Raw genomic sequence first — 15,521 nt, 5'->3', positions numbered from 1 at the left:
CGCAGCTATTGCGCTGAGGGCGATTAATCATCAAATAACGCGGGAGAATTGCTGTTTACGTGCCTGTTTTCGCAAATAAATATCAAAACACATACAGATATTGCGAATCAGTAAACGACCTCGAGATGTCACCCGAATACCCGTTTCGTCTCGCTCCACCAGCCCATCGTCTTCAAACTGCGCCAGCAAAGCCAAATCTTCGGCAAAGTAATCAACAAAACGAATACCATACTGTTGCTCAATCGGTGCGTAATTCAGCTGAAAATTACAAATTAGCGTTTTAATCACGTCCCGACGAATGCAGTCATCCTCGGTCATCGCTAGCCCGCGCCACAGCGCCTTTCCTCGTTCCTCAACCTTCGCGTAATAGGTTTTCAGATCTTTTTCATTTTGCGCGTAGCTATCGCCCAACATGCTAATCGCTGAAACGCCGAGCCCCAGCAGATCACTTTCGCCTTGCGTGGTATAACCCTGGAAATTTCGATGTAATGTCCCTTCCCGCTGCGCCACGGCCAGTTCATCATCCGGACGAGCAAAGTGATCCATACCAATAAATTGATATCCTGAATCTGTGAGGAAGCTAATCGTGTGCTGTAAAATATCCAGACGTTGTTCCGGGCTAGGCAAATCTTCATCTTTGATTTTTCGCTGAGCCGCGAACAATGAAGGCAAATGAGCGTAATTGAACACGCTCAAGCGATCTGGACCAAGCTCTGTCACTCGTTTTAGCGTAAAGGCAAAACTTTCTGGCGTCTGCTTCGGTAAACCATAGATCAAATCAATATTGGTCGATTTGAATCCCACCGCTTTAGCGCGAGCAATCAGCGCAAAGATAAAGTCTTCGTCCTGCTCACGGTTGACCAGTCGCTGAACTTCTTTATTGAAATCCTGCACCCCCATGCTCAGGCGGTTAAAACCTTCGACACGCAAGTGATCAATAACGTCTAGTTCAATTTCACGCGGATCGACTTCAATGGATTGTTCCGCTTCAGGTAGAAAATTAAAATTATCCCGCAGCAGATTCATTAAATGCGTGATTTGCGTTTTATTCAGATAGGTTGGCGTCCCCCCGCCCCAGTGCATCTGACTGACCTGACGCCCTTTGAATAAGACTGCGCGCTGGCGAATTTCTTTTTCCAGCACCGCCAAATATTCATCAGCCTTATGCTGCTGCCGAGTGACCAGCTTATTACAGCCGCAAAAGTAGCAGAGCTTATGACAAAACGGGATATGGACATACAGCGAAAGCGGTCGCTCAGGGTAACGGCCAACCGCCCGTTCAAAAGCCGCGTCATCATAAGATTCGCTAAACTCAAGGGCGGTGGGATATGAGGTATAACGCGGACCTGAATAGTTATATTTTTGAATTAGGGCCAGATCCCAAACAACAGCGTTTTCAGACATTGTTCATTCCTTCCGATATTTTTTTCTACCGGGCCGGTTAAAAGGCGATTGTTTACGTTGTCTGGCCGCGGAAGCGCTGCGCAGGCGGGATTTCCGCTGCGACAGCCGCCATAGTTTACCCAATAACCACAATAGATAACATGTAAGTAGTAGGGTTATCGTCGGGATCACCCAATTCATAGCTTAGAATGCGTCTTTATTACCGCGTTTCAGTAATTGTAGGATGTCTTCCTGCTTCTCTTCAGGCTTTTCATCATCTTCGTCATCGCCAAGTTCAATACCCAGCTGTTCCATCAATGCGTCGATGCGATCCAACGTCAGCTCGACATAAGCTTGATCTTCTTTGCTCAATACTTCGTCATTATCCAGACGATCCAGTAATGCATCCAGACGTTCGTCATTTTCCAGCTTAGCCAGCTCTTCTTCCGGCGTCAGTCGCGGCTTGGCTACTGACTTAGGCGCAGCAGGCTTAGTTTTAACTTTGCCTTCAACTACCAGCGGTACAGGCACTTTACTGCCGATACGCGGATCTTTTTCCTGGGATTGAGTCTGGCCTTTCTTGTTGTTGGCCTCTACGTTGGTTCTCGCACCTGAGCGATTGCCACTGTGTCTTTTCTGACGTTTACGTTCGCGAGCTTCAATATCAAGCTCTACGCGAGTCTTTTTATTACGTTTTGGTGTTGCGGTTTTGCCGCGCGGTGCTTTCGTTGGCTGGTTCATAACCTGTGCTCTTAGATTAGGTAAATAAATATAGGATTGGATTTAGTATAGGATTGCGGCGGAATCTAGCAGAAAGCAGACAAAGAAAAAAGGCGGCAGGTTGCCCTGTCGCCTTTTTTCGCACCTTCTGCGGAAGGATATCCTTACAGCGCAATCCATGCGCTTATCCAACTCCCCTGTTTATCCCTTGCCTACACGACATTCCATGTCGCTCCGTCCGTAAAATTTACCGCTCCTTGCAGCCTTCCTTTGCTCCGCCCGAACCTAGCATTTATTCGTTCTTCCTTGCCGACTTGAAAGTCACCATCCTGACTCATCCGTGGGTCATCGTCCTTAATCTCTGCTGATTCCCTTCGATTCCCTGAGACAACAACCCATCCCGAGCCGCTGATAATTTCCTTTTGGTACATCCCAGTACCGGCGATAACTTTACTAGCCCGTTGTTTTTACTCAATACACTTACACCAATGCGGACTAGTTCAATTATCACCGTATTGATAATAGATTGTTTTTAAAGCAAGATTTCTTAGCAATACTTAAAAAATAAGACATCGCCGCAGCAAAAAATGGGCAATCGCTTACAAAACATCAAGTTCCAGAGTCATTTTTCTCGCACACTGAGTTAATCGAGATAAACCCCCCGCTTTCCCGCCGATGTAGTTATAATCCCCCCATGTTAGCTATCTCTTACGGAGACGAAAAATTTTGACCATTAAAAACTATAACTATCATATGACCCATTTCGTCATCAGTGCTCCGGATATTCGCCATCTTCCGCGCGATGAAGGCATTGAGGTCGCATTTGCGGGCCGTTCCAATGCGGGTAAGTCCAGCGCACTTAACACATTGACCAACCAGAAAAGTTTGGCACGTACCAGTAAAACACCGGGGCGTACTCAGTTGATCAACCTGTTTGAAGTGACCGATGGTATCCGTCTGGTGGATTTACCGGGCTACGGTTACGCAGAAGTACCTGAAGAAATGAAAATCAAATGGCAGCGCGCGCTGGGGGAATATTTACAGAAGCGTAACTGTCTGAAAGGGCTGGTTGTGTTGATGGATATTCGCCATCCATTGAAAGATCTGGATCAGCAAATGATTACCTGGGCCGTTGCTGTCGGTACGCCAGTGATGCTGTTACTGACCAAAGCCGATAAATTGGCTTCCGGTGCGCGTAAAGCCCAGTTAAATATGGTTCGCGAAGCCATTATTCCTTTCATGGGGGATATTCAGGTCGAAGCGTTCTCTTCATTGAAAAAAATTGGCGTTGATAAACTGCGAGAAAAACTGGACACCTGGTTCAGCGAAATTCCGCCGGAAGTGATGGAAGAACTGGAAGACGACGGCGAGTAAGCAAGATTCCACACCACTGTGATTAACCGGTTTACCTCTTAATCCTTCACTCTACGGGCGGCAGCCTCTGGTTGTTGCCCGGTATTCCTTCCCAGATTTAAATCCGCGCCTCTGTTTCCTCCCCAAAATGCATTCTAACGCTGAATAAATCGGCAAATGGTTGGATAGCGCCCATAAAAAACGCCCCAGTCAATAAATGACTGGGGCGGCTAAAATATTCAGCCAAATCCGATTACGTGAAGTAAAAGGTCTGAAAGATAGAACATCTTACCTCTGTACCCTACATCTGTAACTCTACATCATTTTTTCGCAGGGCAAAAGAATTTTTTGTTGTATAGTTACACAAATTGTCACGATTCAGCGGTGAGAAACCGAGCATAATCGACACCTAATGTAGCTTAATTACATAAAACGCTTTAATAATCGCCACTTAGTGAGCCTGATCCCAATTCTTACCCACGCCAACGTCAACCTTCAACGGCACGTCTAATTCCATGCTCTGTTCCATCAGATCGCGAATCTTCTGGGTGGCACTTTCCAGCACGCTTTCATGCACTTCAAACACCAATTCATCGTGTACCTGCATAATCACACGTACCAGAGGCTCTTCCTGCTGTTGTAACCAGTTATCTACTGCAATCATTGCCCGCTTAATAATATCGGCAGCGGTGCCTTGCATAGGGGCGTTAATCGCTTCACGCTCCGCAGCTTTACGACGAGTGGCATTACGGGAGTTTATATCCGGTAGGTACAAACGACGTCCATCCAGAGTGGTCACATAGCCCTGTTCGGCTGCTTGTTTACGCGTTCTTTCCATATATTCCAGCACACCCGGATAACGCTCAAAGTACAGATCCATGTAACGTTGAGCTTCCCCGCGCGGAATATTCAGCTGGCGCGCCAAACCAAAGGCGCTCATACCGTAAATCAAACCAAAGTTAATAGCCTTCGCGCTACGGCGCTGCTCTGAGGTTACATTTTCCAGCGCCACGCCAAAGACTTCAGCCGCCGTTGCCCGGTGAATATCTTTACCCGCAGCAAAAGCTGCCAGCAGGCCTTTATCCTGTGAAAGATGCGCCATAATTCTCAGTTCAATTTGAGAATAGTCAGCAGCCAGAATGCTGTAATCGGTTGGTGCGATAAATGCCTGACGAATTCGTCGACCTTCCTCATTTCTTACAGGAATGTTTTGCAGGTTAGGATCGCGAGAAGATAAACGGCCGGTAGCCGTTACCGCCTGATGATATGAAGTATGTACTCGCCCGGAAACCGGGTTAATCATCAAAGGTAATTTATCGGTATAGGTGCTTTTCAGCTTGGCCAAGCCACGATATTCGAGAATAACCTTCGGCAGCGGGTAATCTAACGCCAGTTCTGCCAACACTTCCTCATTGGTGGACGGCGCACCGCCTGGCGTTTTTTTCAAAATGGGCAGTTTCTGCTTTTCGTACAAAATCGCCTGCAGCTGCTTCGGCGACGCCAGATTAAAGGGTTCGTCTGCCAATTCGTGCGCCTGTTTCTCCAATTCAGCCAAACGGATGGTTAGTTCTTGAGAATGCGTAGACAGAATAGATTGATCGATTAACACACCGGTGCGCTCTATATGCGACAAAACCGGCAGCAGCGGCATTTCAATCTCTCGGAAAATACGCAGTAAGCCTTCGCTTTCCTGTAGCTTTGGCCACATGATTAAATGCAACCGCAGAGTCACGTCCGCATCTTCTGCCGCATAAGGCGAAGCCTGTTCCAGTGCAATCTGGTTGAAAGTCAGCTGGTTCTTACCTTTTCCGGCAATCTCTTCAAAAGTAATGGTTTTATGATTGAGATAACGCTCAGACAAGCTATCCATATCATGGCGGCCAGCAACGCTGTTCAACACATAAGATTCCAGCATGGTGTCAAATTCGATGCCACGCAGATCGATACCATAACGCGCCAGCAGGCTTTTATCGAACTTCAGGTTCTGCCCGACTTTATGCGATTTTTCGTCTTCCAGCAGTGGTTTAAGCTGCGCCAATACCCAATCACGATCCAGCTGCGCTGGCGCGTCCAGATAATCATGAGCTACGGGCAGATAAGCCGCCTCACCGGGAGCAACAGCGAAAGAAAGCCCGATGAGATTAGCGGTCAAAGTGTCTAAACCGTCAGTTTCTGTATCAAAGGCAAAGACATCAGCCTTTTTCAGCCGCTCAACCCAATCGAAGAAAGTTTCTTCATCCAAAATGGTCTGATAGTTTTCTTGCGAAAGCTGCGCCGTCACCTCAGCAATCGGAGCAGCAATATCTACAGCGGCAGCAGCCTGACTATCACTCTTACCCGTCCCCGTCGGGCGCGGTTTATTGCCCTCTAACCACTTGCCGCCTTCTAAATCAACCAGCCAGCGTTTGAATTCATAACGCCCAAATAATGTATGCAGCTGATCGACATCGGGAGCCGATACCGTCAACTCGCCACAAGTCACGTCCAGCTCAACATCCGTTTTAATCGTAGCCAGCTTATAAGAGAGGTAGGCAACGTCTTTGTTCTGTTCCAGCTTGGCAGCCATAGTTTTCGCGCCGCGGAAAGTCAGGGTCGCGATTTTATCTAGATTGCTATAAAGCGTATCCAGCCCACCTAAGCCTTGTAATAACGCTTGGGCGGTCTTTTCTCCTACGCCCGGCACGCCAGGAATGTTATCCGACGAGTCCCCCATCAGTGCCAGAAAATCGATGATCAGCTCTGGGGGGATGCCATATTTTTCGCATACCTCTTCTGGGCCAAGGATAGTGTTGTTCATGGTATTTATCAGCGTGATATTTGGCGTGACTAACTGCGCCATATCTTTATCACCGGTGCTGATTAATACTGAATGGCCGGCTTTCTCGGCTTCCTGCGCCAACGTGCCAATCACGTCATCAGCCTCAACGCCAGAAACCGCTAACAGCGGTAGCCCCATCGCTTTCACCATTTGGTGTAACGGCTCAATCTGCGAGCGCAAATCATCAGGCATCGGCGGGCGGGGAGATTTATATTCAGCAAATAACTCATCACGGAAGGTTTTACCTTTGGCATCAAAAACTACCGCAACATGGCTTGGATGGTACTGTAGCAACAGGCTGCGCAGCATGTTGAGCACGCCATACATCGCACCGGTTGGTTCCCCGCTGGCGTTGGTCAGTGGAGGAAATGCATGGTAGGCGCGATAGAGGTAAGAGGAGCCATCAACCAGGATTAAGGGGTTTTCTGCGATTTGTGCCATAAGGTGTCTTCATCTTCAATTGCTGAGTCTGGTACTAAGAATGCCATAGCTGGCAGCAAGAGACGAATCTTAGAGGCCTTTCTTGTGTGATTTTCGTGAGCGATCGCTACATGATCGAGCCGATCCACTCTGTGGATAACTTTGTGAATAAAAGAGTAAAGAGGAGCTATCTTAATAACACCACCCATCGAGATCATTAATAAAGCTCTTATAAATCATTAAGTTAAAATAATCTACATTCATGATTATCGTCATGAAAATTTTATCGTAATTGTGGATATTAGTTAATTGGACTTTTTATATAGGAAATTAATTTTGGTACATTTTCCTAGCGGAGAATATTGAATATCAAAATTTTAAAAACGGTGAATAGTTTTTCAGGCCCCATGGATGTAACTCTGGTATCAATTAAAACACCTTACTATAAAACGTTTAAACGATATTTCTATAATCGATAGATTGGTTTTTAGGAATTTTCTCAAATCCATTGAATCAGTTGAATATTCAATAAATTAAAATGGTAATAATATTCCAGCCTAGCTAATTAAATATTGTCATTTTATATTGATAATACAAATTAATTTCCATGTTTATCATAGTGTTTTCTTTTAAGGTAAAAAACCGACCGAAGCCGGTTTTTTATCACTGAATTATCATTACTTTTGTTTAATCAAAAAGTTAACGACATCAGAATATTGTTTAGCGTAAGCTTCTTGGGAAGATGTATCAATACCGTCGTTTTTGATTTGGTATTTACCATTCACGAACATAGCAGGAACACCGCGTAACCCGAGTTCTTCAGCTGCTTTTTCCTGTTGTACAACCAATGAGTTAACGACGAAGCTATTGATAGCAGCATCATAATCTTTTTCAGTAACACCGGCTTTGATAAACACATTTCGAATATCAGCTGGAGTCTGAACAACCTGAGTTTTCTGCACACCTTCAAACATCAATGAAGTAATGTCATCTTCTACACCCAATGCCATAGCAACAGCCCATGCCTGAGTTAACTCTTTACCTAGAGGCCCTAAAAATTCCACATGATAACGAGTCATTTTAGTGCCTTTTGGTAGTGAATTCTTCACTGTTTCAGGCACTTTATATATTTTTTCAAACTGGTAGCAATGTGGGCAATAGAATGAGAAGAACTCCAAAACCTGGGGCTCGCCTGTTGCCGGTTTATCTAAAGTCACATATTGGGAACCATCAGAAAATTGTGCTGCTGAGGCACTAAATGCCATCACCATACCCACTAATGCAAGCCATACTTTATTCATACAATAAAAATCTCCATTATCTTAACGTCAATACATTGGCATCAGCTGTAGAGGGGGTGCCTGCAACAACTTAACCTGCTCTGCAAATACCGAAGTCTGCTGTAACCAAAAATCAGGCTCCGCCATCCACGGAAAACTTTTAGGAAAAGCTGGATCTTGCCAACGTCTGACGACCCAAGCTAGGTAATAAACCATACGCATCGCGCGTAAAGGTTCGATCAACGTTAATTCCCGCTGATCGAAATCTGCAAATTCGCCATAAGCCTCCAGCAATATATCCAACTGAATAAGCTGCTCGCTACGTTCTCCATGTAATAACATCCAGAGATCCTGCACTGCCGGACCATTCCGCGCGTCATCCAAATCAACAAACAATGGGCCGTCACGCCAAAGAATATTACCTGGGTGACAGTCTCCATGTAGACGAATAGGCTGCCAGTCAGTACGCCAGTACTGTTTGATAGTCTCAATTAGCAAATCTGTTGCAGCTAGAAACTTATCTTTCTGCTTGGCTGGAACCAACTCACAGCCAGCTAGCAGACTTCGCGGTTCAATCAGATATTCTTCAACGCTCATAGTTGGCCGGGTAATAAACCGCCGCTCACTGCCAACCCGATGGATTCGCCCGAGAAAGCGCCCAACCCACTCTAATTGATCCAGATTATCGATCTCGTACTGACGCCCACCTACGCTTGGGAAGACAACAAAGAAAAACCCGCAGTGGGTATGCAAAGTCTGACCATTTAGCGCTAAAGGCGCTACGGCCGGAATTTCTGCTTCCGCTAGATCGAGAGAAAAACGGTGCTCTTCCTCAATTTGGGCGGCATCCCAGCGCTCAGGTCGATAGAATTTCACGACATAACGCTTCCGGTCTTCATCCATAAACTGATAAACCCGGTTTTCATAGCTGTTTAACGCCGTTAAACCTGAATCCACCCGCAATCCGACGCCTTCAAGGGCATCCATGATCAGGTCTGGAGACAATGACTGAAAATTAAAAGCAGAGTTATTTAGAACAGCATTTTTAGGCATCAGTTATTCACGGTAATCTATTGATAGCAGAAGATAACATCATTCAAAAAACGTCGGCATTAATTGCCATGACTAATCTTTAATGATGCCACGAGCCCGTAACAACGCCGTTTTGAAATCTTCTTCATAGTCTTTTTTCAAACCTGGAATGGTTTCTGTAGCAGCAGAACCTCGCATCTTCAGATGATAGATGAGAATATCGTCCGTCAGATCTGAAAAATCACCTTTGAAACCCGCTTCTATCGCCAGCTTTTGCAGGAACTGAATTAGATTCAGATCGGGTTCTTGTTGCCAGGCCGGATGTAAAAGTTCAATCAGCTCATTTACGCGATGACATTTCATAGCAAAACTATCCTATTTGAAAATATGAAGACAAAGTAGCAGGGTTAGCCAAGTAGTGAAAGAGACCTAACTGTCAATAAAGGTAAATCCTTACTCCATCACAAGTTTAGTTATACAATTCCTAAATCGCTTATTGTAATAAGGTCGGCCCAATGCAGCCAATGATTACCGGAATAATTCTCGCAGGAGGGCGCTCAACCCGAATGGGGGGTAAAGATAAGGGATTGTTTCAATTGGACGGAAAATTGCTGTACCAGCATGTCGCAGATAAATTGACTCCTCAAGTTAACCATTTACTGATTAATGCTAATCGCAATATATCTTGCTATGAGAAATCTGGGATTCCAGTTTTTAGCGATATCACTGAAAGTTTTTCCGGCCCTTTGGCGGGAATGCTGGCAGGATTAAATATAGCCGCGACTGAATGGTGCATTTTTGTGCCTTGCGATGTCCCAGATATTCCATCAAATATGGTTGAGAAACTTTGGCAAGGCCGAAATAACATGCTGGCCGCTTATGTAAACGATGGTGAAAGAGATCATCCAACACTGGTTTTACTGCATAAAAGCCTGATAACAACATTAGAGAACTATCTGGCAAATGGAGAAAGAAAACTAATGATCTTACTCCACAATATTCATGCTCAACGGGTTATATTTAATGAATCTGCAGAGATGTTTTGTAATTTAAATACGCCTGAAGACTGTGCGTTATGGGAAGAAAGGAATACCGAAAGACAATGAGCAAACCAGTTCCCCCACTCCTAGGAATAGCTGCATACAGCGGCACAGGAAAAACTACGTTACTGAAGCAACTTATTCCCCTATTACGACAGCGTGGCATTCGGGTAGGGCTGATTAAGCATACTCATCATAATATGGATGTCGATACGCCAGGCAAAGATAGCTATGAGCTACGGAAAGCTGGTGCAGACCAGACATTAGTTGCCAGCGATAAACGTTGGGCGCTAATGACTGAAACGCCAGATAATCCGTCATTGGATCTGCAATACTTAGCAAGCCGCCTGGATGCAAACAATATCGATCTCGTATTGGTCGAGGGGTTCAAACATGAGCCTATCAATAAGATCGCCCTATACCGAGCGGCTGTAGGAAAACCTTTTTCCGGAGTTATCGATAAGCATGTTATTGCGCTAGCAAGCGATGAACCAGCCCCTACAGATTTACCGCAATTAGATATTAACCAACCCTATCATATTGCTGATTTCATCTGTTCCTGGCTGAAAAGTCAGTCTTAACTGATTTTCCGCTGCTCATAGTATAAAGCAGGTTGCGCCATGAGGTTGGTTCAAAGATGATGACTGTAAATCTTAGCAACTGACCCGCTTGCACCTGACAGCGCCCCACTCTTGCAGTTAAAGCCACGTTCCAAACAGAAACTTATTCATCATTAATAGCATCTAATACGCTGATAACTTAGCTGATTTTGGGTAGGGTTGCATCACATTGCCTAATACCTCGGCGCAAAACTCCCCTTATTGCAAGTTAACAACACAAGAATCTAGAAGATAGAAAAGGTTATTTGGCATGAAACCTGACTCGTCAGTCGCCGCCAAAGTTTCGACCAGCTTTACCTTACAGCAATAAAGATCAGAGCCTAAATGGCCTTCAGAGCAGCGGCTTTTTCGCTGTTAAGAATGGGCTACTTTGGATTCGGCCACATTTCCTAAATGTCTTCGCAGAATAACTCTTCATCACCGCTTTATAACGTTAAATAATAGAGTAATCAGCACGATATGCGAAGGTTATTGGAGATGATTGATGGTGCGTGAGTGGCCAACGCTGACCAATAATAAGTGGTAAGTGAGTGTCACCGAATTATTGGTATTTATGATTAATCCTGCAGAGACAACCTATGTTTGCCTCCCGACTGGCGACCTTTTTATCCCTTTCCGACTCACCGGACGCTAGCCTGGCTCCCGCCAAAAATGGATCCTCGACATCCCTGATTGAGCAGACTATCCTGCTGGCCGCTCAAAGCTGGACGGGAAAAGACAAAGCTCAGCACTTCTTCGCCTCTGCTGCTTTTGCCGCCGCAGGCACGGCATATGGCGAACACCAGAATTGGTCAGATGCCCGCAGTCGCAGCTTTGGCTTATTGTTCTCTATAGGTATAGGTGCAGGGAAAGAGCTCTACGATAGCCGCCAGGGCGGTACAGGCTGGAGCTGGAAAGACTTCGCCTGGGATGTGGCTGGCGCCATGGCCGGAGACGGTGTTTATCAGGCAGTAAATTAAACTCAACACCTCTGCGAATTCACTGCTTAATCATGTAAACAACGGCACAATTTACGTGATAAGCCGGAACTGATGGGAATGAAAATCGCCATACAAACCTTCAAAGCCCGACATACCCTGGGTTTCCCCGCCCCCTTAAACGCAAAAAGCCCCCCGCTATCGCAGGAGGCCTCCGTTCGGGCGCTGGCAAGGACGTTTATCCGCCCCGCCGCCGTCTTTTTTCCATAGCAAAAACCCCACGCTTTTGGCATGGGGTCTTGGCTTGATTTAATGCCTGGCAGTGTCCTACTCTCGCATGGGGAGACCCCACACTACCATCGGCGCTACGGCGTTTCACTTCTGAGTTCGGCATGGGATCAGGTGGGACCACCGCGCTATTGCCGCCAGGCAAATTCTGTTTCAATCAACCCGCCTCGTGATTTACACCACTCAGCCAGTCAATCCAATCTGTAAACAATGCTGAAAATTAAAACCGTCTCTCTAAAACACCTTTGGTGTTGTAAGGTTAAGCCTCACGGATCATTAGTACTGGTTAGCTCAATGCATCGCTGCACTTACACACCCAGCCTATCAACGTCATAGTCTTTAACGTTCCTTCAGGGGGCTTAAAGCCCCAGGGAAGACTCATCTTGAGGCAAGTTTCGCGCTTAGATGCTTTCAGCGCTTATCTTTTCCGCATTTAGCTACCGGGCAATGCCATTGGCATGACAACCCGAACACCAGTGATGCGTCCACTCCGGTCCTCTCGTACTAGGAGCAGCCCCTCTCAATCTTCCAACGCCCACGGCAGATAGGGACCGAACTGTCTCACGACGTTCTAAACCCAGCTCGCGTACCACTTTAAATGGCGAACAGCCATACCCTTGGGACCTACTTCAGCCCCAGGATGTGATGAGCCGACATCGAGGTGCCAAACACCGCCGTCGATATGAACTCTTGGGCGGTATCAGCCTGTTATCCCCGGAGTACCTTTTATCCGTTGAGCGATGGCCCTTCCATTCAGAACCACCGGATCACTAAGACCTACTTTCGTACCTGCTCGAGCCGTCACTCTCGCAGTCAAGCTAGCTTATGCCTTTGCACTAACCTCACGATGTCCGACCGTGATTAGCTAACCTTCGTGCTCCTCCGTTACTCTTTGGGAGGAGACCGCCCCAGTCAAACTACCCACCAGACACTGTCCTCACCCCGGATTACGGGGCCGAGTTAGAACATCAAACATTAAAGGGTGGTATTTCAAGGTTGGCTCCACGCAGACTGGCGTCCACGCTTCGATGCCTCCCACCTATCCTACACATCAAGGCTCAATGTTCAGTGTCAAGCTATAGTAAAGGTTCACGGGGTCTTTCCGTCTTGCCGCGGGTACACTGCATCTTCACAGCGAGTTCAATTTCACTGAGTCTCGGGTGGAGACAGCCTGGCCATCATTACGCCATTCGTGCAGGTCGGAACTTACCCGACAAGGAATTTCGCTACCTTAGGACCGTTATAGTTACGGCCGCCGTTTACTGGGGCTTCGATCAAGAGCTTCGCCTTGCGGCTGACCCCATCAATTAACCTTCCAGCACCGGGCAGGCGTCACACCGTATACGTCCACTTTCGTGTTTGCACAGTGCTGTGTTTTTATTAAACAGTTGCAGCCAGCTGGTATCTGCGACTGGCTTCAGCTCCGAGAGCAAGTCTCTTCACCTAGCGCCAGCGTGCCTTCTCCCGAAGTTACGGCACCATTTTGCCTAGTTCCTTCACCCGAGTTCTCTCAAGCGCCTGAGTATTCTCTACCTGACCACCTGTGTCGGTTTGGGGTACGATTTAATGTTACCTGATGCTTAGAGGCTTTTCCTGGAAGCTTGGCATCAACTACTTCTGCACCGTAGTGCATCGTCATCACGCCTCAGGGTTAATAAGTCACCGGATTTACCAGGTCACTCCCCCTACACGCTTAAACCGGGACAACCGTCGCCCGGCTAGCCTAGCCTTCTCCGTCCCCCCTTCGCAGTAACACCAAGTACAGGAATATTAACCTGTTTCCCATCGACTACGCTTTTCAGCCTCGCCTTAGGGGTCGACTCACCCTGCCCCGATTAACGTTGGACAGGAACCCTTGGTCTTCCGGCGTGCGGGTTTTTCACCCGCATTATCGTTACTTATGTCAGCATTCGCACTTCTGATACCTCCAGCAGTCCTCACAGACCACCTTCAACGGCTTACAGAACGCTCCCCTACCCAACAACACCTAAGTGTCGCTGCCGCAGCTTCGGTGCATGGTTTAGCCCCGTTACATCTTCCGCGCAGGCCGACTCGACCAGTGAGCTATTACGCTTTCTTTAAATGATGGCTGCTTCTAAGCCAACATCCTGGCTGTCTATGCCTTCCCACATCGTTTCCCACTTAACCATGACTTTGGGACCTTAGCTGGCGGTCTGGGTTGTTTCCCTCTTCACGACGGACGTTAGCACCCGCCGTGTGTCTCCCGTGATAACATTCTTCGGTATTCGGAGTTTGCATCGGTTTGGTAATCCGGGATGGACCCCTAGCCGAAACAGTGCTCTACCCCCGAAGATGAGTTCACGAGGCGCTACCTAAATAGCTTTCGGGGAGAACCAGCTATCTCCCGGTTTGATTGGCCTTTCACCCCCAGCCACAAGTCATCCGCTAATTTTTCAACATTAGTCGGTTCGGTCCTCCAGTTAGTGTTACCCAACCTTCAACCTGCCCATGGCTAGATCACCGGGTTTCGGGTCTATACCTTGCAACTAGACGCCCAGTTAAGACTCGGTTTCCCTACGGCTCCCCTATTCGGTTAACCTTGCTACAAAATATAAGTCGCTGACCCATTATACAAAAGGTACGCAGTCACACCACGAAGGTGCTCCCACTGCTTGTACGTACACGGTTTCAGGTTCTATTTCACTCCCCTCGCCGGGGTTCTTTTCGCCTTTCCCTCACGGTACTGGTTCACTATCGGTCAGTCAGGAGTATTTAGCCTTGGAGGATGGTCCCCCCATATTCAGACAGGATGTCACGTGTCCCGCCCTACTCATCGAGTTCACAGAATATGCATTTTTGTGTACGGGACTATCACCCTGTACCGTGCGACTTTCCAGACGCTTCCACTAACACATAAACTGATTCAGACTCTGGGCTCCTCCCCGTTCGCTCGCCGCTACTAGGGGAATCTCGGTTGATTTCTTTTCCTCGGGGTACTTAGATGTTTCAGTTCCCCCGGTTCGCCTCGTTAGACTATGTATTCATCTAACGATAGTGCAACGTATTGCACTGGGTTTCCCCATTCGGGTATCGTCGGTTGTAACGCTTCATATCAGCTTACCGACGCTTTTCGCAGATTAGCACGCCCTTCATCGCCTCTGACTGCCTAGGCATCCACCGTGTACGCTTAGTCGCTTAACCTCACAACCCGAAGGTGTCTTTCGACATCATCGCGCTGCGATTATTGAGAGACTCTACCTACAGGTTACTTCTTACCTCAATACATCTACGGAGAGATAAGTTTCAGCTGTAGTGTTTCAATTTTCAGCTTGTTCCAGATTGTTAAAGAGCAATATCTTAAACACGACTCGTTAAAGTCATCTTTAAGATATTCAGTTGATAATGTCTTTCACTCATTATCGGATGGCGTCCCCAAGGGGATTCGAACCCCTGTTACCGCCGTGAAAGGGCGGTGTCCTAGGCCTCTAGACGATGGGGACACAGGAAATTCCGACTAAATCAAAAACTTAATCGTTTCTTGTGTCATCATGAGTCGAAACTCACGACATCAACAGGTGCTCTTGCTCATTACTATTATCAGACAATCTGTGTGGACACTGCGCAATGCGTATCATTAGGTAAGGAGGTGATCCAACCGCAGGTTCCCCTACGGTTACCTTGTTACGACT

General features: G+C 47.0%; 11 protein-coding genes, 1 tRNA gene and 3 rRNA genes. 4 read left to right on the top strand and 11 right to left on the bottom strand.

Going from position 1 to position 15,521, the window contains the following annotated elements:
- Positions 1–30: 30 nt before the first annotated feature.
- Positions 31–1,404 carry an oxygen-independent coproporphyrinogen III oxidase gene (gene hemN / locus AD970_RS16280; protein ID WP_049601393.1) on the bottom strand — a complete coding sequence of 458 codons (1,374 nt, stop codon included), beginning with the start codon at positions 1,402–1,404 and terminating at the stop codon, positions 31–33.
- Between the two features lie 183 nt (positions 1,405–1,587).
- Entirely contained in the window at positions 1,588–2,124 is a 537-nt protein-coding gene (gene yihI, locus AD970_RS16275) for a Der GTPase-activating protein YihI (RefSeq protein ID WP_049601391.1), read from the bottom strand.
- A gap of 705 nt (positions 2,125–2,829) precedes the next feature.
- On the opposite strand from yihI, the gene yihA reads away from it, so the two are divergent.
- A complete protein-coding gene (gene yihA / locus AD970_RS16265; RefSeq protein WP_049601387.1) occupies positions 2,830–3,477 on the top strand; it encodes a ribosome biogenesis GTP-binding protein YihA/YsxC in 648 nt (215 codons plus the stop codon).
- 218 nt (positions 3,478–3,695) lie between these two features.
- Here the strand turns inward: yihA and AD970_RS20680 are convergent, their stop codons facing one another.
- The 5 genes from AD970_RS20680 to AD970_RS16240 form a co-directional block, all read right to left on the bottom strand.
- Positions 3,696–3,743: a spot 42 RNA, inhibition of DNA synthesis gene (locus tag AD970_RS20680; protein WP_071892919.1), complete on the bottom strand. Its 48-nt coding sequence runs from the start codon at positions 3,741–3,743 to the stop codon at positions 3,696–3,698.
- A gap of 164 nt (positions 3,744–3,907) precedes the next feature.
- On the bottom strand, positions 3,908–6,715 hold the full coding sequence (gene polA, locus AD970_RS16260) for a DNA polymerase I (protein ID WP_049601384.1): 2,808 nt from the start codon (positions 6,713–6,715) through the stop codon (positions 3,908–3,910).
- Positions 6,716–7,371: 656 nt separating this feature from the next.
- Positions 7,372–7,995, bottom strand: a complete 624-nt coding sequence (dsbA, locus tag AD970_RS16250; protein WP_049601379.1) for a thiol:disulfide interchange protein DsbA — start codon at positions 7,993–7,995, stop codon at positions 7,372–7,374.
- 27 nt (positions 7,996–8,022) lie between these two features.
- Complete coding sequence (locus AD970_RS16245) at positions 8,023–9,027, bottom strand: serine/threonine protein kinase (protein WP_072080675.1); 1,005 nt, start codon at positions 9,025–9,027, stop codon at positions 8,023–8,025.
- Between the two features lie 72 nt (positions 9,028–9,099).
- The gene (locus AD970_RS16240) at positions 9,100–9,369 is read right to left on the bottom strand and encodes a YihD family protein (RefSeq protein WP_049601376.1); all 270 of its coding nucleotides are present in this window, start codon (positions 9,367–9,369) and stop codon (positions 9,100–9,102) included.
- A gap of 152 nt (positions 9,370–9,521) precedes the next feature.
- Here AD970_RS16240 and mobA point away from each other — a divergent pair, with 152 nt between their 5' ends.
- From mobA to AD970_RS16225, 3 genes are all read left to right on the top strand, one after another.
- Positions 9,522–10,112, top strand: coding sequence for a molybdenum cofactor guanylyltransferase MobA (mobA, locus tag AD970_RS16235; RefSeq protein ID WP_049601374.1), 591 nt, complete (start codon positions 9,522–9,524; stop codon positions 10,110–10,112).
- A complete protein-coding gene (gene mobB, locus AD970_RS16230) occupies positions 10,109–10,627 on the top strand; it encodes a molybdopterin-guanine dinucleotide biosynthesis protein MobB (RefSeq protein WP_049601371.1) in 519 nt (172 codons plus the stop codon). The genes mobA and mobB overlap by 4 nt, the downstream gene beginning before the upstream one ends.
- Before the next feature lie 617 nt (positions 10,628–11,244).
- Entirely contained in the window at positions 11,245–11,625 is a 381-nt protein-coding gene (locus AD970_RS16225; protein WP_235786953.1) for a YfiM family lipoprotein, read from the top strand.
- A gap of 272 nt (positions 11,626–11,897) precedes the next feature.
- Here the strand turns inward: AD970_RS16225 and rrf are convergent.
- The 4 genes from rrf to AD970_RS20675 form a co-directional block, all read right to left on the bottom strand.
- Positions 11,898–12,013: ribosomal RNA gene (gene rrf / locus AD970_RS16220) — 5S ribosomal RNA — on the bottom strand.
- Between the two features lie 113 nt (positions 12,014–12,126).
- A 23S ribosomal RNA gene (locus AD970_RS16215) occupies positions 12,127–15,033 on the bottom strand.
- Positions 15,034–15,256: 223 nt separating this feature from the next.
- Positions 15,257–15,332, bottom strand: a tRNA-Glu gene (locus tag AD970_RS16210).
- 139 nt (positions 15,333–15,471) lie between these two features.
- Positions 15,472–15,521 (bottom strand): 16S ribosomal RNA (locus AD970_RS20675); the annotation flags it as partial.

Origin of the sequence: Yersinia nurmii, from assembly GCF_001112925.1 — a bacterium.
In the GTDB taxonomy this organism is placed as follows: domain Bacteria; phylum Pseudomonadota; class Gammaproteobacteria; order Enterobacterales; family Enterobacteriaceae; genus Yersinia; species Yersinia nurmii.
This window is presented reverse-complemented; position numbering and strand designations above follow the sequence as displayed.

Coding starts and splice junctions, on each gene's coding strand:
- AD970_RS16225 (WP_235786953.1), top strand. CDS start 11,245: ATGTTTGCCTCCCGACTGGCGACCTTTTTATCCCTTTCCGACTCACCG.
- yihI (WP_049601391.1), bottom strand. CDS start 2,124: ATGAACCAGCCAACGAAAGCACCGCGCGGCAAAACCGCAACACCAAAA.
- dsbA (WP_049601379.1), bottom strand. CDS start 7,995: ATGAATAAAGTATGGCTTGCATTAGTGGGTATGGTGATGGCATTTAGT.
- hemN (WP_049601393.1), bottom strand. CDS start 1,404: ATGTCTGAAAACGCTGTTGTTTGGGATCTGGCCCTAATTCAAAAATAT.
- mobB (WP_049601371.1), top strand. CDS start 10,109: ATGAGCAAACCAGTTCCCCCACTCCTAGGAATAGCTGCATACAGCGGC.
- AD970_RS16240 (WP_049601376.1), bottom strand. CDS start 9,369: ATGAAATGTCATCGCGTAAATGAGCTGATTGAACTTTTACATCCGGCC.
- mobA (WP_049601374.1), top strand. CDS start 9,522: ATGCAGCCAATGATTACCGGAATAATTCTCGCAGGAGGGCGCTCAACC.
- polA (WP_049601384.1), bottom strand. CDS start 6,715: ATGGCACAAATCGCAGAAAACCCCTTAATCCTGGTTGATGGCTCCTCT.
- AD970_RS16245 (WP_072080675.1), bottom strand. CDS start 9,027: ATGCCTAAAAATGCTGTTCTAAATAACTCTGCTTTTAATTTTCAGTCA.